A 17,657-nucleotide genomic window follows, 5' to 3' on the forward strand; every position below is an offset into this window, starting at 1 on the left:
AGACAGTCCCTTGGGCGCCGCGAGCGATCTCTTCTCCAAGCACATACTCAATCCCGGTGTCATCGCGTACGCGGCTCCCGGAGCGACCATCAGAAGGCATCGTCTCGCTGCAATCGCGCGATTGATTCGTCGGACACGGACTGAGACTTCACGTCCGAGTCGAAGATGGACAGGGTCACTTGCGTCACCGTGTTGGTGACCCACTGGAGGAAGTTCCTAACCTCGGCTGCCTCGCTCGCTTCCATCACGCCTCCACCGGACGCGAACTTTGCGAGCAGGTCCCGGTCAGCATCAGCGCCGACCGCCAACGCAAATCTGGACGACTTGGAACCACGGTCGCTGTCGATCAGTGCTTCAAGCTCACCAGCCAGCGCAGGGACGGGTAGACCGTCGGAGACGAGCGCAATCGTGGGCCGGTATGCCTTCGACGAGATCTCGTCCCGGTTCTCGATGAGCTCACGCGCGAGTGTGAAGGCATGCCCTATCGGGGTCTTGCCACCGGCTTTCAACGGGGTGAATGCAATGTTCCCGACCGGAACGTTCTTCTGGATCACGTCGGCGGACTCACCGCCGAATGCGATGAGTGTAAGGGTGATGAACCCGTGGCCGGCATCGACCGAAGCGAGCTCCCTGATCATCTCGGCGACGCTGTCGTTGAGGACGTCGATCTTGTCGTCCTGTCGCATGCTCCCGCTGGTGTCCAGCAGAAGGATGACCGGAAGGGTTCTGGCCTGTACGGGCTCGATGTCATCAAGGAGAGACATGCTCAGTTCCCTTCGATTCGCAGGAATGGTGGGGTGGTCAGGTCAGGTTCGTACGTGCCGCGGGGTCGCCTCTTGCCCGAGAGCCTGATGTTGAGGACCCCGCCGGCAAGCGCCAGGTGCTCATTTGGCGCTAGAGCCTGTTGGACACCTCTCTGCAACGGTGCAGCTACCCCGTCTTCTCTGACGATGTCCGTGCCGTTCTTGGATCCCAGCTCCACGACAAAGATTCGGCCGCTCTTATTGATCACCTTCAGGTGGTCTCTGCTTACCTTGCTGGCAACCGCGTCCTCCAACACCTCTCGGACGTCGTACCTGCCGGTGCCGCGACCACGACCCACAGTGAGCTCGAAGCGTTCGGCAAGCGGAAGCCTATCGACTTCATCATCACCGAGGAGGAGCACTATCTCTTTGGTGCTCTCTCGGAAGCCCAGTCGTTCTGCAGGAGCGGAGCAACTCGGGCACACGACCTGGCCATCGCGGAAGGCAGGATCCTCTTCGATAACCGCCTTGCTTCCCCAGGGACAAGTGCTGGTGGTGCATCCCCACTCGTACTTGAGCGCGTCCCTGGCTCCGGTAGTCTTGAACCCCTTGGGAATCAGGTTGGCTTCCTCGACTCGCCAGGACACCTCTTCCGCCGGAATCGGGCTGTAGTCGAGCCGGTCGAATCCGACCGCTCCGTCACGTACAACTGGCTTCCAGATGCGGTCCGTACCTTGGAGCCAAGGAAAGTCACGCCGGTGGTCACGGTAGAGGTCCGTGGTCAGTACGGAGGCGGTTTCAAAGTGTGTCGCGAGTTCGAGCACTTCGGGGTCAGCCCAGGACACCGAACGTGCCATGCGCTTGCGCTTCCACTCCGACAGACCACGCTTCCCTGCATCGTCGAGTTTGTAGTAGAGACTGTTGTCGGCAACCCCGTAGAACCGAGCGTTGGGGTCTTTTTGCTCCCGCCAAGCCTTCACGGCCGCCTCCACCCAATCCCAGCTTGGGTCGCCTCGGAGCAGCACGATGGGCGAGAGGTCGATGATGACGCTCGGCGGAGTCGCCTTCCCCCAGGACTGCATGCTCTCCATCCTATTGACGGCATCCGACAGTTTGGGCGAGTAAACACCAACTGGGCCCGGCCAGGTCACACCTGACGGCACGGTGGCAGGGCTGCCCCCCGAGAACTGGACTGCTGACCCCAGAGACGGCGGCTCTCACAGGAGGATTGTTTTGCGGCCTGCTCGATATCGGCGACCATTCGCTCCAGCTCATCGGGGTCTTGGGCGCTGACGGCGATGAAGCCGTTCGTGCGAAGGGTTCCGCGGCCCGTGGTGAGGTCGGTCTCCTGCTGGAGGACGTCGTAATACTCGGCGCTCTGCTGGGCGTCTTCGATCTGCCCGATGCGCTAGCTAGCGCTGGACGGCGTCGGAGATGTACTCAGTCGTGGTCCAAACCTGTTCCACGACGTCCCGGGGGTTCGGTCCCGCTCATCTCCAGGGAATGAAGCCTGCCCTCGGCGTCAATGCCGAGGGGGTCGACAAACTTGCCATGCGCGGTGGAAACATGCCTGCCGAATAGGAGTACGGATATTCCAAGGATACTCGGGTCCGCCTCCAGCAACTCCGCCAGCCGTGACTACAGGGGCATCTTGGACGTTCCTACTTTTACAGGCTTGCCATCGACCCGCCACAACCCAATCTCCAACAACACAGCATATGCCGCCAACCATCCATACGCCGTAGGCTAATGACTAAGCTGGCCCTGCCGGCGGCCGGCAGCTACCAACGATGACCATAAACCGCTCCGATGGGTTCTGGAACAGGTATTGGCATCCACGTTTCCTGCCAAGGACGACGAACGTTCCAACTAATGATCGTCACCTTTTGCACACAGGCAGCCATGACACCGTGTGGGACATGCGCAGGATGATCAAGCAAGCAATGCAAGCCGTACAGGGCGGCTGCCGGAAACGGCCACGGATGTCCCCCCATGCAGCACGAAAGACTCGTGCAGCATGGGGGCGTGTCCGCCACGAAAGCGGAAGCCCGTCGGGCCGCATCACCGGGACGTCCAGAAGATTACCGGGATCTTTCCTCAATCCGGTCTCCGATTAGCCAACGAAGGCCTCAGACGGAGCACCGCGCAATACCCTTATGCGACCCAAGATCTCGATCACTCGATATAGCCGCGCAGATTAGAAGGCTCCGCGGTTCTCGCTGGCATCGTGCTCATCCTGGGCGGCCCCTCAAGTCTGCCCGGAGAAGAGGGCCGTAGCGCAACTGACGGAAGGTGCGCGCTGGCTCCGCGAGGCCGGTTCGCCTCCGGGACCTTGGGTGCAGGCCGGAATCGTCTGCCTTCGCTGAATCCCGGCCCGGCCGTACTGCGGTCGCAGTAGAGCCGATGGGTACCACGGAATGAGGGAATTCGCCCAGGTCAGACCTACTGTTTAGACGTGCGTACGGTGACCTGGCTGCGACGGGAGCTCCTTTCCCGACCCTATGTGGCCGACACGATCCTGGCCGTGTGCGTCTACGCGATGACGCTGCTGGCGCCGGGCGCGCCCCCGCCGCCAGGGGCGGAGTGGCACGGCGGACTGCGGTCCCTCACCGCCTACGACATCGCCCTGGCTTCGGTCGTCTGCGGTGCTCTGGTCTTCCGGCGGCGGTGGCCCCGTGCCGTTCTCGCTGTCACGGTCGCCGGGTTCGTCGCCTCCGTCGTAGTTGACGACGGGCGGAGCCCGTTGAACTTGGGGTCGGCGATCGCGGTGTACACCGTGGCCTCGCGAGTCCCGCGGCGGCACGCGTGGGCCTACGGAGGGCTTGCCGCGCTTGTGGTTACCGTGGCCAGGGTGGTGTTCGGTGGAAGTGCGTTGCTGACGCCTGAGATGCTGGCGCCGATCGCGTCGATCGGTATGGCCACCGCGGTCGGGGACTCGCTGCGCAGTCGCCGGGCCTATGTGGCTGCCATCGAGGAGCGGGCGCGCAGGGCCGAGGAGACGCGTGAGGAGGAGGCTGAACGGCGGGTGATGGAGGAACGGCTGTACATCGCGCGGGAGTTGCACGATGTTCTCGCCCACCACATCGCGCTGATCAACGTACAAGCGCAGGTTGCCGCGCATTTGCTGGCGACCGAACCCGAGCAGGCCCGTACGGCGCTGGGCCATGTCCGTGAAGCGGGTAAGGAGGCGCTGGACGAGTTGCGGACGACAGTGGGGCTGCTCCGCCGGCCGGGCAGCCGTGACGAGCTGCTGACCGAGCCCGCACCGGGGTTGGATCGGCTGCCTGAGCTGGTCGACTCCTTCACCGCGGCTGGGCTGAGCCTGGGCTGGCTCATCTACGGCGACCCGAGGCCGTTGCCCGCTCCTGTGGATCTCGCCGCGTTCCGGATTGTTCAGGAGGCGTTGACCAACGTGAGCAAGCACGTACCGCGGGCGACCGCGACCGTGCGGATCGACTACACGGCCGACGAGGTGATCGTCGACGTAGCCGACGACGGTCGGAGTGATGCGGGTGGGGTCTCCTCCGGGAGCGGTTCTGGGCACGGGCTGATCGGTATGCGGGAGCGGGCCTTGTCGGTCGATGGGACCTTCGTCGCTGGGCCCGTGGACGGTGGTGGGTTTCGGGTGCATGCCGTGCTCCCCGTATCAAGGAAGAACAGGCCATGACCGTCAAAGTGCTGCTGGCGGACGACCAGGCGCTGGTCCGTGCCGGGTTTCGGGTGCTGATCGACTCGGCCCCGGATCTAGAGGTGGTCGGCGAGGCTGCCAACGGTCATGACGCTGTGCGGCTGGCGCGGGAGACCATGGCCGACGTGGTGCTGATGGACGTTCGCATGCCCGGAATGGATGGTCTGGCCGCGACGAGGGAGATCACCTGCGATGAGGCCACGGCCGGGGTCCGGGTGCTGGTTCTGACCACGTTCGAGATCGACGAGTACGTCTTCGCCGCGCTGCAGGCGGGTGCCAGCGGGTTCCTCGGTAAGAGTGTGGAAGCCGGCGAGCTGCAGGAGGCCATCAGGGTGGTGGCCAGGGGTGAGGCGCTGCTGTCGCCGTTGGCGACCCGACGGCTGATTACCCGCTTCCTGGACGGACGCGGGGTCTCGGCACAGCACGTGCCCGAAGACCTGGCTGTGCTTACCGAGCGCGAACGTGAGGTGATGATCCTGGTGGCCCACGGGCGTACCAACGACGAGATCGCCGATCTGCTGGGGATCAGCCGGGTGACCGCCAAGACGCACGTCAACCGGGCCATGACCAAGCTGAAGGCGCACGACCGCGCCCAGCTGGTGATCATCGCGTACGAGACCGGTCTGGTCCGTCCCCAGACCCGCTGATCGCCACCCCGCACACAAAAGCCACTGCGCCCCCTGATCGCCCGCGAACCGCACACAAAAGCCACTGCGCCCGCTGATCGCCCGAGAACCGCGGGCGCGGGCTAGCTGATCGCCCGAAAACTACGGGTTAGCTGATTCCCCAAGAACCGCGAACGCAGTAGCCCGCGCCCCCGTCTACTGCGATCGCCGCAGATCAGAACCCTCCTCCAGGCGGACGTCCGCCCAAAGCCACGCCCCGAGGCTTGAAGTGGTGACCCAAGTGGTCCGGCTCGCCCGTTCCCGCGCACCGTGCGATCTGACACCCATGCGAAGAGAAGTGGAAAGATGTCGTTTCTGGCTAGATTGAGCCTTGCCCAACGGGGGCTCATAGCGCTCATCACGGTCGTGGTGCTCGCGTTCGGCGTTTACGTCACCCCGGCGCTGCAGCAACAGCTCCTCCCCTCGCTGTCGTTCCCCCAGGTATCGGTCATGGCGACATACGCAGGCGCCGCTCCGGAGATCGTCGAGGACCGGGTCACGGTGCCGCTGGAGGAGGGCGTACGTGGGGTCACCGGCGTCACCGGGGTGAACTCGACCTCGCGGGAGTCCAGCTCCACGGTCCAGGTGGCGTTCGACTTCGGCACCGACATCGACGACGCGCAGAGCAAGGTCCAGCAGGTGGTCAGCGAGCTGTCCGACCGGCTGCCGGACGGGGTTGAGCCGAAGGTGGTCGTGGGCAGCACCGACGACCTGCCGGTCATCCAGCTCGCCGCCGCTTCCGACAAGTCGCAGCAGCGGCTCGCCGAGCAGTTGACCACCCACGTGGTACCGACGCTCACCGGTATCGAGGGGGTCAAGGAAGCCTCCGTCACGGGCACAAGGGATCAGGTCATCACCATCACCCCCGACGCCGATGAGCTGAAGAAGAAGGGGCTGGACACCAGCGCGATCTCCACCGCCATCCAGGGCGCGGGCCAGCCGATTCCCGCCGGATCCCTGACCCATGCGGACACGACCCTGAGCGTCCAGGTCGGCGGCAGGTTCGAGTCGATCAAGGACCTCAAGGACCTGTACCTCGCCCCCGCCGCCCAGGCATCCCAGCCCCAGCCCCAGCCCCAGCCCCAGCCCCAGGCCCAGGCCCAGGCCCAGCCCGAAAACCAAAATCAGCGGCCGGGCTCCCCACAGACCGCCCCAACCACCGCAAAAGCCAAGAAGCCGAAGCCCGTACGGCTCGGCGACGTGGCCACCGTGAAGCTGGGCCTGGCCGAATCGACCACGCTCACCCGAACCGACGGCAAGCCCAGCCTGGGCGTCTCCATCACCATGAAGCCCGGCGGCAACGCCGTGTCGATCTCCGAGGACGTACGCGCCAAACTGCCCGCCCTAGCCACCGCCCTAGGCACGGACGCCGCGCTCACCATCGTCTACGACCAGGCGCCGGAGGTGGAGAAGTCGATCGAGAGCCTGACCACCGAGGGCCTGCTGGGCCTGGCCATGGCCGTGCTGATCATCCTGATCTTCCTGTTCTCGGTACGCTCCACGCTGGTCACCGCCGTCTCCATCCCCCTGTCGGTGCTGATCGCGTTGATCGCGCTGTGGGCCTGGGACTACTCGCTCAACATGCTCACCCTCGGCGCCCTCACCATCGCGATCGGCCGCGTCGTCGACGACTCGATCGTGGTCCTGGAGAACATCAAACGCCATCTCTCCTACGGCGAGCCCAAACGGCAGGCGATCGAGAACGGTGTACGCGAGGTCGCGGGCGCGGTGACCGCCTCCACCCTCACGACCGTGGCGGTGTTCCTGCCCATCGCCTTCGTCGGCGGGTTCGTCGGCGAGCTGTTCGGCCCGTTCTCCATCACCGTCACGGTGGCGCTGCTCGCGTCGCTGCTGGTGTCGCTGACCGTCGTACCGGTGCTGAGCTACTGGTTCCTCAAGCCGCCCAAGAACGGTGACCGGCACAAGGCGGAGGAGAAGGAACGCCGCAGCCTGCTCCAGCGCGCCTACGTCCCGGTGATCCGCTTCGCCACCCGCCACCGGCTCACGACGGTCGCCGGCGCTCTGGCGATCCTCATCGGCACGCTCGCCCTGGTCCCCAGGCTGGAGACCAGCTTCATCGACAACGCGGGGCAGGACACGGTCAACATCACCCAGAACCTGCCCGTCGGCACATCCCTGGCCGCGGCCGACACGAAGGCCAAGGAGGTCGAGAAGGTTCTGACCGGCCTCGACGCGGTCAAGTCGTACCAGGTCACTGTGGGTGGCGCGAGCGGCGTCGGGTTCGCGGGCGCAGGTCCGAACGGAGGCGGCGGGGGTACGGCCCGCGCCAGCTACTCGCTCACCCTGCGCGAGGACAGTGACACCGCGGCCGTCGAGAACACCCTGCGCGATCAGCTGGGCAAGCTGCCCGACGCCGGAGAGATCAGCATCGGCGAGACGGGCGGGTTCGGCGGCGACGGGCTCGAAGTCCTGGTACACGCCAGTGAGCAGGACACGTTGAGCGACGCGGCGCGAGTCGTACAGCAGGCCATGTCGGCCATCCCCGGCGTCACCGAGGTGACCAGCGGCCTGGCCGAGACCGCGCCGCGCATCGACGTCACCGTCGATCGCAAGGAGGCCGCGGAGCGCGGCCTGACCGAGGCCGCTGTCGGCCAGCTGGTCGCCCAGGCGTTCCGTGGCAGCACCGTGACCCAGCTGACCTTCGACGGCACCACCGCCGACGTCGTCGTGGACACCGGCGACGCGCCCGTCTCGCTCGGCGAGCTGCGCAAGCTCGACCTGCCTGGGAAGGGGGAGCTCTCCGACGTCGCCGAGGTCAAGCAGGTCAACGGGCCTGTCTCGGTCAGCCGGGTTGACGGGGAGCGTACCGTCACTGTCTCCGGCAAGAGCACCGGCGCCAACCTCGGCGCCATCAGCGCGGACCTGGACAGCCGGCTCGCCAAGCTGACACTGCCCGCCGGCGCCACCTACTCCGTCGGCGGTGCCAGCGCCGACCAGGACGAAGCCTTCGGCAGCCTCGGCCTGGCCCTGGTGGCGGCCATCGCACTGGTGTTCTTCGTCATGGTCGCCACCTTCCGCAGCCTCATTCAGCCGCTGCTGCTCCTGGTGTCGATCCCGTTCGCCGCCACGGGCGCGATCGGCCTGCTGCTCATCACCGGGACCTCGCTCGGGCTGGCGGCGATGATCGGGCTGCTGATGCTGGTCGGCATCGTGGTCACCAACGCCATCGTGCTGCTCGACCTGATCAACCAGTACCGCGGTCAGGGGATGCCGCTGCACGAGGCCGTCGTGGAAGGCGGGCGCAACAGGCTCCGGCCCATCCTGATGACCGCACTGGCCACGATCTTCGCGCTGCTGCCGATGGCTCTGGGCATCACCGGCGGGGGCGGGTTCATCTCCAAGCCGCTCGCGATCGTGGTCATCGGCGGGCTGATCAGTTCGACGTTGCTCACGCTGATCCTGGTCCCAACCCTGTACACCATGGTCGAAAGCCGGAAGGAGAAGATCCGGGCCAGACGCGCGCCGCGATCCGCCGTACCGCCCATCGCCGAGACCCCCGGGGAGCCGGCAGTTGTTTCCGGAGGGCATCGATGACCAGTACAAGCCGGGGCGTCCTCCGGGATTTCCAGCCCTCGAAGCTTCCGCATCCCACGGTCGAGATCGTCATCCCCGTCTACAACGAGGAGCGGGCGCTCCCAGGTTGTCTGCGTACCCTTCATGCACACCTCAGTCAGTGGATGCCGTTCCCCTGGCGGCTCACCGTGGCGGACAACGCGAGCGTTGACCGGACGCTGGAGGTGGCCCGGGAACTGGCCGCCGAACTGCCCGGCACGAACGTGGTCCACCTCGACAGGAAAGGGCGCGGGCTCGCGCTGCGTACGGTGTGGGGCGCGAGCGAGGCCGACATCGTCGTCTACATGGACGTCGACCTGTCCACGCGCCTGGACGCGCTGATGCCGCTGATCGCCCCGCTCGCCAGCGGCCACTCCGATCTCGCCATCGGCAGTCGACTGGCTCCCGGGGCGCGTACCGTGCGCGGGCCGCGCCGCGAGCTGATCTCCCGCTGCTACAACGCGATCATCCGGCTCACGCACGGAGCACGGTTCAGCGACGCGCAGTGCGGCTTCAAGGCCGCGCGTACGGACGTGCTCGGCCCGCTCCTCGAACGAACGCAGGACGACGCCTGGTTCTTCGACACCGAACTGCTGCTGCTCGCCGAGCACAACGGGCTGCGCATCCACGAGGTCCCGGTCGACTGGGTCGAGGATGTCGACACCCGGGTCGATGTCGTCAGCACCGCCACGGACGATCTGCGCGGGCTGTGGCGGGTGGCCCGCATGAAGGCGTCGGGCGCCGCACGGGCCCCGCTGCCGAGTCGCCCCGCTCCCGCCGCCGAGCACCCCGACGCCGTACTGGCCCCCAGCAGGGCACGCTCCCGGATCACCTGGGAGGTCGGCTGCTTCGTGGCCATCGGCGTGCTCTCGACGGCCGGTCAGGCCCTACTCTATTGGCTGCTGCGCGCCTGGTGGCCGCCCGCGCTCGCGAACCTGGTGTCGCTGCTGGTCCTCACCGTGCTCAACACCGAGGCCAACCGCCGTCTCACCTTCCGCTGGTCCGGTACGGGGGCTGGCCGGGCGCACCTGGGAGCCGGTGCCTTGTTCCTGCTCGGGTACGTCGTCACCTCCGCCGCCGTGCTGCTGTTCCGCGAGGTACAGCCCGAGGCGTCGGCCGCGGCCGAGACGCTGGTGCTCACCGCCTCGTCCGTGCTGGTCACCGTTGTCCGCTTCCTGGTGCTGCGGCTGGCCGTCTTCCGCCGCAGCACCCCCTGATCCTTTCCAGAGAGTGACGTACGAGATGACTCCGCCATCCACCCCCCGCGCGCTCCCCAGACGGGTGGCGCTCGCGGTGATCCTGCTCCTGGCCGCCGTGCTGTACGGCTGGGCTCTGGGCTCCCTCGGCTGGGGCAACAGCTACTACTCCGCCGCTGTGAAGTCGATGGGCCAGAGCTGGACGAACTTCCTGTTCGGCGCGTACGACCCGGCTGGCGTGATCACCGTCGACAAGCCGCCGGCGGCGCTGTGGCCACAGGTGCTCAGTACCAAGATCTTCGGCCTGCACGGCTGGGCGATGATCCTGCCTCAGGTGCTGGAGGGCATCGCCACGGTGTTCCTCCTGCACCGGACCGTACGTCTGTGGGCAGGTGAGGCGGCGGGGCTGCTGGCCGCGCTGGTTCTGACGCTGACCCCGATCACGGTGGCGATCAACCGCGACAACAACCCTGACACGCTGCTGGTGCTGACGCTGGTGGCGGCGGCGTACGCGCTGACCCGCGCCATGCGGACAACCTCCGGGCTGAGGTGGTTGTGCGCGGCCGGGTTCCTGATCGGCCTCGGCTTCATGACCAAGATGCTGGCCGCCTGGATGGTGATCCCGGCGTTCGCGGCGGCCTGGTTGGTCGGGGCGCGCGGGCCCTGGCTTGGGCGGCTCGGCAAGCTGCTGATCGGGGGCGTCGTGCTCGTGGTGTCCTCTCTGTGGTGGGTCGCCGTGGTTGCGCTCTGGCCAGGAAACCGTCCGTACATCGGTGGCAGCACCGACGGCAGTGCCTGGGACCTGGTCGTGGGCTACAACGGTCTCGGCCGGATCTTCGGTGGCGAGGGCGGTTTCAGCATCTCGTTCGGTGGAGCGGCTGGTCTGGGACGGCTCTTCAACGACCAGGTCGGCGGGCAGATCAGCTGGCTGCTGCCGTTGTGCGGGGTGGCGCTGGTGCTGGCCGTGGCTGGCGCCGTACTGCGCTGGCGCGGAGTCATGCTGCCCGGTGAGCCGCTTGCCGCAGCCGGGTGGGTGCTGTGGGGTACCTGGCTGGTGGTCTGCGGTCTGGTGTTCGCCACTCAGAAGGGGACCTTTCACCCGTACTACACGACTCAGCTGGCCCCGGCGGTCGCCGCCGTCGCCGCGGGCTTCGCCACGACGCTGGCCCGCGCCCACCGGGCGGGGGCTCGCTGGGCGCTTCCGCTGGGAGCCGGGGCCGTCGCGGTGACCACGGCCTGGGCGTATGTCGTGATCGGGCGGGTCCCGTCCTGGAACGGCTGGGTGGCGTGGCTTGTGGGGGCGGCCGGAGTGGCGGCGATCGTCCTGCTCCTGCTGTCGGCGGGTCGGCGGCTGTTGCCCGCCGGGCGGGCACAGCTGCTGCCCGCCGCCGTCGGCGTCGCGGTCCTGGCGGTGCTTTCGGGGCCTGCGGCCTGGGCGATCAGCGTCCCCGGCTCGACGTCGGCGATGGGCGGCGCCAACCCCACCGCCGGACCGCCGACCATGCCCTTCGGCCGCGGGTCAGGCGGAGGCGGCCCGGCTCCGGGCGGCTTCGAACTCCCGGAAGGAATGCAACTCCCACCAGGCATGAAGCTCCCAGAAGGCATGGAGCTCCCAGAAGGCATGGAGCTCCCGCCAGACATGAAGCTTCCCCAAGGATTTCCCGCCGGGTTCTCCGGAGGCTTCCCCGGCGGCGGCGCCGAGCTCACCTCCGACCAGCGCAAGATCCTTGACTATGCCGTCAAGCAATCCGGCTCCGCCCGGATCAAACTCGCCACCGAGGGCGGCGCCATGTTCGCCTCCACCTTCATCCTGAACAGCGACGCCACCGTCATCGGCATGGGCGGCTTCATCGGCATCGACGACGCCCCGACCGTCCAGCAGCTGAAGGAGTGGACGAGTTCGGGGCAACTACGCTTCGTCCTGGGATCCGGTTTCGGCGGCTTCGGCGCCATGATGGGCGGGGCGAGCACGCACCGCTCGCAATGGCTGAAAGAGAACTGCACCGAAGTCCCCGCCGCCGCGTATGGGGGAAGTCCCACCGCCTCCGCACCGAGCAGTCCAATGGCTGGAGGCAGCACTACCCTCTACGACTGCGCCGCGAAGCACTGACGCACGGCGCCGCCCGCACAGCAAGGGCGCGAAACGTGGTGCTACATGGCCTTTCGCCTGGGGCGCATGTCGAACATGTAGAAGACGAGCAGCAACACGTAGAACACGAGCGCGCCTATCGCGCTGAACGCGCCGATGACGGTCGCGACGAGATAGAGCACCGGCCCCATTCCCCAGCGAAATCGCAACGAGCGGGCCTCCGCCGGGGTGATGTGCGCGCCGAGGTGGCGGTGTCCTAAGGAGGAGTACCACCACACGGCGTTGTAGAAAATGCCGCCGATCACCAGCACGATTCCATAGAAGACGGCGGCCATCTGGGTGCCGTGTCCGGAGCGCAACGCCTCGGCCAGCACGTGCGTGGGAAACGGCAGAAAGGCGACATCCATCAGGAGAAGCACATTGAGGGTGAGCAGTATGCCGTCAGTCCTGTAGATGAAGTGGAACATCCGATGGTGGTTCATCCAGACCAACCCCACCAGCAGGAACGTCACCACGTAGGCGAGGTAGGACGGCCACAGGCCTATCAGCGCGCCCCCGAGGTTCTCTTCCCAGCCTTCGGGCAGCCGGATCTCGAGCACCAGCAGGGTGATCGCGATGGCGAAAACGCCGTCGCTGAACGCCTCCAGGCGCCCGGTGCTCATTGCAGAAGGGTCATCGCTCACGCCGGGCATAGTAGCGAGAGGACCGAGTTCACGCTGATGAGGTCCCGGCCGCGAACCGGCGGGGACCGCTGAGGCGTTTCGGCTACCCGTACCGTCAGCGGGTCGGCGGCCGGGGGCGGTTCCACCAGAGGGAGAGGGACAGGGCCGCGGCGATGAGGATGCCACCGCCGGCGGCAAAGGCGGCGGCTGTGTCGACTCGTTGCTGGATGACGGTGAAGCTGCCGGGCAGGGCGGCGAGAGCGCTTTGGAGCTGGTCGGCGTTCTCGGCGCGGTGGTAGGAGCCACCGGTAGTTTGGGCTATCTGCTTGAGTGCGGGCTCGTCGATGGTGCGGGGGTTGCGGCCTCTGTCGAATCCGCCGCGGCCACCGAAGCCGCCGCCCCACCCGCCGAAACCGCCGTCGAACTGTGTGTTGTCGCACACCATCGGGGTCGGGTTCGTGGTGCCGAAGCCGATGGGGAAGACCCGGACGCGGCGCACGGCCGCCTCCTGCGCGGCGATCTCCGGGTCGACGCCCTGGGTGTTGGCGCCGTCGGTGAGCACGACGATCGCGGCACCGGCGTACCCTCCCCCGCCGGCCACGGGGTTCGCCCCGGTGGCGGCGACCGACGGGTCGACCTCCGCGATCGCGTCGATCGAGGTGAGCATGGCCTGCCCGATCGCGGTGCCTTTGGACACGGTGAGGTTGTCCAGGGCCTTGATCAGCGAGTCGGTGTCGTCGGTGGGCGGGACGAGCAGCCCCGCGGTGCCCGCGAAGGTGACCAGGCCGATGCGCGGCCCGCCCCGCTGCGACTCGATGAACTCCACGGCGGCCTTCTTCGCGGCTGTGATGCGGTTGGGGTCGACGTCCGTGGAACACATGGAGCCGGAGGTGTCGAACGCGAGCAGGATCGTCGCCGACTTCATCGGCACCGGCACCGACGCCTGCGGTCGCGCGGCCCCGACCGCCAGCAGCGCGAGCCCGGCAATGAACAGCGCTGGGGGGATCTTCCGCGTCCAGCGCGTACGGCCGGGCAGGGCAGTCCGTACGAGCGCGATCGAGGTGACACGCACGACGGCCCGCCGGCGGCGGCGCCTGGCCCACTCGCGGATGGCGAAGATCAGCGGGATGACCAGCACCGACAGCAGCGCCCACGGCCATGAGAACGACATTCAGATCACCCGTCCAGACCGGAGCACGGTGAGCGCCGCTCCTGCGGCGAGCAGTGCGAGGGCGAGCCCGATCAGCCCGCCGGCGAGGGGCAGCGGCTCGTCGGAGACGGTGAGCCGCAGATCGATCGTGTCGGCGATCCCGTCGAGCCGGGCGGCGTCGGAGGCGGGGCGGTAGGCGCCGCCGGTGGTCTGCGCGATCAAGGTGAGGGTGTCCTCTTCGAGCGAGGTCTGCAGGTGGTAGCCGTCGACCTGCACCGTCGCCCCGGCCGTGGTGCCGACCCCGACCGTGTGGATGTGTACGCCCGCCCGCTGGGCCACGGCGGCGGCCTGTTCGACGCCCGCCTGTTCGACGTCCGCGCCCCGGTTCTGACCGTCCGAGAACATCACGATCGTCGCCGACGGCCAGTAGCCGATGTCAGGCGCGGTACCGTCGCGGCCGATTGCCACCGGCTTGCCGGTGATCGCCGACAGCGAGGCCAGGATGGCCGTCCCCAGCGAGGTGCTGCCGGTGATCTTCAGCCGGTCGATGGCCTTGAGCGCGATCGAATGGTCGGCGTCGGGCCGTGCGGCGGTGAGCGCGCCCCGCTCGAACGCGACGACCCCGATGTCGACGCTGTCGGGCTGCGCCGCCACGAACGCGCGGGCCGCCCGCTGCGCGGCCGCCAGCCGGGTGGGCGCGACGTCGTCGGCACCCATGCTGTTGGAGACGTCGATGGCGAGGATGACGGTGCCCGCGGTCCGCGGGACCGGCACCATGGCCGCCGGTCCGGCGGTGGCGATCGCGAGTACGGCGACGCCGCTGATCGTCAGGCCGATGCCGAGGTACGCTCGGCGGCCGCCCGGCACCGCGACGCCTGCCGCAGCGAGCGCGGCCGTCCGGCGCCGCGCCGAGACGATGGCCGCCCGGGCGAGCGCCGCCGTGACGAGCAGTCCGACGACCAGCAGCAGCGGGGAGGACAGGGTCATGAGCCCTCTCCTTCGCCTTTGATGCGCTCGGTCATGGCGACCGGTCCCGGGTTCAGGCGGCTGTTGAGCTCGGTCATATCGACCGGTCCTGGGTTCGGGCGACGACCTCGACGAGCGCCTCGGCCAGATCGCGGTCGGTGTCGATGCGGTGGACGGGCACCCCGGCCCGGCGCATGCCCGCCGTGAGCCGGGCGTCGCGGGCGTCGACGGCGGAGCGGAAGCGGACCCGTAACAGCGGGTCGGTGGAGTCGACGACGAGTTGCTCCCCGGTCTCGGCGTCCTCGACCACGATCAGCCCGGCTTCGGGCAGTACGTCGTCGGTGGTGTCCACGATCCGCAGCGCCACCACCTCGTGCCGCCGGGCCAGGCGCTGGAGCGAGCGCTCCCAGTCGCCGTCGCCGATGAAGTCCGACAGGACGACGATGAGGGCGCGGCGGCGCGCGAGCCGTCCGGCCGCATCGAGCATCTCCGCCAGGTCCGTGGTGGCGCCACCGCGCGCCCCAGCAGCGCGTTTGGACGCGCGTCTCGGCTTGCCACCGCGAGCCTTGGAGGTGTGTTCCAGCTCGGCCCCGCGCACCCCAGCGGTGCGTTCCAGCTCGGCGCCGATCCGCAGCGCGTGCCGCCGCGACGTGCCGGGCGGCACGACGCGCAGCATCCCGGTGTCGAACAGCAGGGCACCGACGCGGTTGCCACCCCGCCCGAACAGCCGGGCGAGGACCAGCGCGAGCTCGGCGAGCACATCGTGCTTGCCACGCCCCGGCCGACCGGCCGCCATCGACGCCGACCGGTCGAGCACGAGCCACACCGTCAGCTCGCGGTCCTCGGTGAACACCCGCAGGTGCGGCTCGTCCAGCCGTGCAGTGACATTCCAGTCGATATGCCGGGCGTCGTCGCCGTCGCCGTACGCACGTAACCCGGTGAAGTCGATCCCGGAGCCGCGGTGCACCGTGCGATGGGCGCCCTGGAGCCGGCCGTCCAGCCGACGGACGACCTTCCACTCCAGGCGGAGCAGGAGCTTCTCGGGGGCGGTGGCCATGGTTCAGCGCTTCTGCAGGACGACGTCGGGCGCCCGGACGGCCCCGAGCACCCTGGTGATGATCGTGTCGGCGTCGACATCGTCCGCCAGCGCCTCGTACGACAGCACGAGGCGGTGACGCAGCACGTCGAGGGCGAGTTCGGACAAGTCGTGCGGCAGGACGTACTCGCGACCGCGCAGGAACGCCAGCGCCCGAGCGCCCGTGACGAGCGCGATGGACGCGCGCGGGCTCGCCCCGTAGGTGACGTACCGTTCCAGCTCGCCGAGTCCGGCCATTGCAGGGGAGCGTGTCACGGAGACCAGCCGTACCGCGTAGTCGACGATCGCCGGATCGACGTACACCTCCTGAGCGCGAGCCCGCATCGCCACCAGGTCCTCGGCCGTCACCATCGGCTGTGGCGGCTCCGGCGGACGCAGCGCCCGTGCGACGATCGCCTGCTCTTCGGCCTGCGTCGGATAGTCGACGACCACTTTCATCATGAAACGGTCGACCTGCGCTTCGGGCAGCGGGTAGGTGCCCTCCGACTCGATGGGGTTCTCCGTCGCCATGACCAGGAACGGCTCCGGCACCTGGAACGTCTCACGGCCGATCGTCACCTGATGCTCCTGCATCACCTCCAGCAGGGCGCTCTGCACCTTGGCGGGGGCGCGGTTGATCTCGTCGGCCAGCAGCAGGTTCGCGAACACCGGGCCGAGTTCGGTACGGAACTCGCCGGAGTGCTGGTGGTAGACCCGCGTACCCACGAGGTCGGCGGGCACCAGGTCGGGGGTGAACTGGACGCGCTGGAAACTCCCGGCGATCGCGGCGGCCAGCGACCGTACCGCGAGCGTCTTGGCCAGGCCCGGCACGCCCTCGACGAGCAGGTGGCCGTCGGCGATCAGCGCGACGGCCATGCGCTCCAGCAGGACGTCCTGCCCGACGATCGTACGTTTGACCTCGAACAGCACCTGTTCGAGCGGATGGGCCGACTCGGGGGACTTGGTCGAGGTCATTGTCTTCCTTCTAGATCTGCGGCCCGCCCGGCGGGCCGTCGCCTTCGCTGCCCAGGGCCACGCCGATCGGCACCGCGAACGCGATCCCGGCGAACGCCTCGTCGCCTCCCGGGTCGGCCATCGAGACCACGATCCCGATGACCAGGCCACGAGCGTTGAGGAGAGGGCCGCCAGAACTGCCCGGGTTCACGGAGGCGTCGAACTGGATGAGCCCGCTCAGGTCGCCGTCTTCGGCGCTCCGGTTCAGGCCCGACACGACGCCGGTGGAGACGCTGTAGGTCAGGCCCAGCGGATTGCCGATCGCCGTGACGGGCGCGCCCACGGCGACGGCGCCGCCGAGCGTCGCCGGGACGACGATCTCCGGCAGTTTCGCGGGCTTGAGGGTCGCGACGTCGCGCTTGGGGTTGGACGACGCGATGGTGGCCTTCGTCTTGGTGCCGTCGGCGAATGTCACGGTGACGTTGTTCTTGTTACTGCCTTTGACGACGTGGTACGCCGTCAGAATCGTCCCGTCCTCGGCCGCGATCACCCCGGTTCCGAGCGATTTCCCGGTCTGGATGACCGCCACCGACGGCCCGACCCTCTTGAAGACCTCGGATGCCGTGAGCGTCGCACTGGGCGTCGGCGTCGGGCTCGGCCTGGGCACGGCGCCTTCGCCGTTCCCACCGCTGTTTCCCAGCCAGTACGCGAGCAGTGCCACGACGACGAGCGCGCCGCCCCAGACGGCGAACCGCCGAGCCCTCCCGGCCACGGCTCCCCGAGCCTCGGCCGCATCAGCCTCCTGCGCCCCGCGCTCCATCACCCCATATTCATAAAAATAAGTCGAAAGAGCTATAAATCCCGCCTTAGAACTCCCTGAGAAACGGTCCTGGTTG

At 68.0% G+C, this 17,657-nt stretch carries 14 protein-coding genes; 5 read left to right on the forward strand and 9 right to left on the reverse strand.

The window, feature by feature from the left end; translation table 11 throughout:
• Positions 1–89 precede the first annotated feature (89 nt).
• From ACGFJ2_RS51305 to ACGFJ2_RS51315, 3 genes are read right to left on the reverse strand one after another with little or no spacing between them, the layout of a single operon-like run.
• The gene (locus ACGFJ2_RS51305) at positions 90–764 is read right to left on the reverse strand and encodes a VWA domain-containing protein (protein ID WP_393481255.1); all 675 of its coding nucleotides are present in this window, start codon (positions 762–764) and stop codon (positions 90–92) included.
• A 2-nt stretch (positions 765–766) separates the two neighbouring features.
• On the reverse strand, positions 767–1,834 hold the full coding sequence (locus tag ACGFJ2_RS51310; protein WP_393481257.1) for a hypothetical protein: 1,068 nt from the start codon (positions 1,832–1,834) through the stop codon (positions 767–769).
• Between the two features lie 56 nt (positions 1,835–1,890).
• Complete coding sequence (locus ACGFJ2_RS51315) at positions 1,891–2,148, reverse strand: SCO6880 family protein (protein WP_393481504.1); 258 nt, start codon at positions 2,146–2,148, stop codon at positions 1,891–1,893.
• Between the two features lie 1,050 nt (positions 2,149–3,198).
• Between ACGFJ2_RS51315 and ACGFJ2_RS51320 the strand changes: the two genes are divergently transcribed.
• The 5 genes from ACGFJ2_RS51320 to ACGFJ2_RS51340 all read left to right on the forward strand — a co-directional run bounded on the left by ACGFJ2_RS51320 (position 3,199) and on the right by ACGFJ2_RS51340 (position 11,975).
• Positions 3,199–4,410, forward strand: coding sequence for a sensor histidine kinase (locus tag ACGFJ2_RS51320; protein WP_393481259.1), 1,212 nt, complete (start codon positions 3,199–3,201; stop codon positions 4,408–4,410).
• Positions 4,407–5,078, forward strand: coding sequence for a response regulator transcription factor (locus ACGFJ2_RS51325; RefSeq protein ID WP_358545331.1), 672 nt, complete (start codon positions 4,407–4,409; stop codon positions 5,076–5,078). Before ACGFJ2_RS51320 ends, ACGFJ2_RS51325 begins: the two co-directional genes overlap by 4 nt.
• A gap of 324 nt (positions 5,079–5,402) precedes the next feature.
• A complete protein-coding gene (locus ACGFJ2_RS51330; protein ID WP_393481262.1) occupies positions 5,403–8,651 on the forward strand; it encodes an efflux RND transporter permease subunit in 3,249 nt (1,082 codons plus the stop codon).
• Positions 8,648–9,886 carry a glycosyltransferase gene (locus ACGFJ2_RS51335; protein ID WP_393481265.1) on the forward strand — a complete coding sequence of 413 codons (1,239 nt, stop codon included), beginning with the start codon at positions 8,648–8,650 and terminating at the stop codon, positions 9,884–9,886. The genes ACGFJ2_RS51330 and ACGFJ2_RS51335 overlap by 4 nt, the downstream gene beginning before the upstream one ends.
• Before the next feature lie 25 nt (positions 9,887–9,911).
• Complete coding sequence (locus ACGFJ2_RS51340; protein ID WP_393481267.1) at positions 9,912–11,975, forward strand: glycosyltransferase family 39 protein; 2,064 nt, start codon at positions 9,912–9,914, stop codon at positions 11,973–11,975.
• Positions 11,976–12,016: 41 nt separating this feature from the next.
• On the opposite strand, the gene ACGFJ2_RS51345 is transcribed toward ACGFJ2_RS51340, so the two are convergent.
• From ACGFJ2_RS51345 to ACGFJ2_RS51370, 6 genes are all read right to left on the reverse strand, one after another.
• On the reverse strand, positions 12,017–12,637 hold the full coding sequence (locus ACGFJ2_RS51345; RefSeq protein WP_393481269.1) for a TMEM175 family protein: 621 nt from the start codon (positions 12,635–12,637) through the stop codon (positions 12,017–12,019).
• Positions 12,638–12,731: 94 nt separating this feature from the next.
• Complete coding sequence (locus ACGFJ2_RS51350) at positions 12,732–13,787, reverse strand: VWA domain-containing protein (RefSeq protein WP_393481272.1); 1,056 nt, start codon at positions 13,785–13,787, stop codon at positions 12,732–12,734.
• Positions 13,788–14,753 (reverse strand): VWA domain-containing protein, encoded by a 966-nt coding sequence (locus tag ACGFJ2_RS51355; protein ID WP_393481274.1) that lies wholly within the window; start codon positions 14,751–14,753, stop codon positions 13,788–13,790. It lies immediately after the preceding gene.
• Between the two features lie 73 nt (positions 14,754–14,826).
• Positions 14,827–15,789, reverse strand: coding sequence for a DUF58 domain-containing protein (locus tag ACGFJ2_RS51360; RefSeq protein ID WP_393481276.1), 963 nt, complete (start codon positions 15,787–15,789; stop codon positions 14,827–14,829).
• Positions 15,790–15,792: 3 nt separating this feature from the next.
• On the reverse strand, positions 15,793–16,782 hold the full coding sequence (locus ACGFJ2_RS51365; protein WP_357943390.1) for a MoxR family ATPase: 990 nt from the start codon (positions 16,780–16,782) through the stop codon (positions 15,793–15,795).
• 10 nt (positions 16,783–16,792) lie between these two features.
• On the reverse strand, positions 16,793–17,581 hold the full coding sequence (locus ACGFJ2_RS51370; protein ID WP_393481279.1) for a S1C family serine protease: 789 nt from the start codon (positions 17,579–17,581) through the stop codon (positions 16,793–16,795).
• Positions 17,582–17,657 lie beyond the last annotated feature (76 nt).

Origin of the sequence: Nonomuraea sp. NPDC049028, from assembly GCF_043197735.1 — a bacterium.
Lineage (GTDB): Bacteria > Actinomycetota > Actinomycetes > Streptosporangiales > Streptosporangiaceae > Nonomuraea.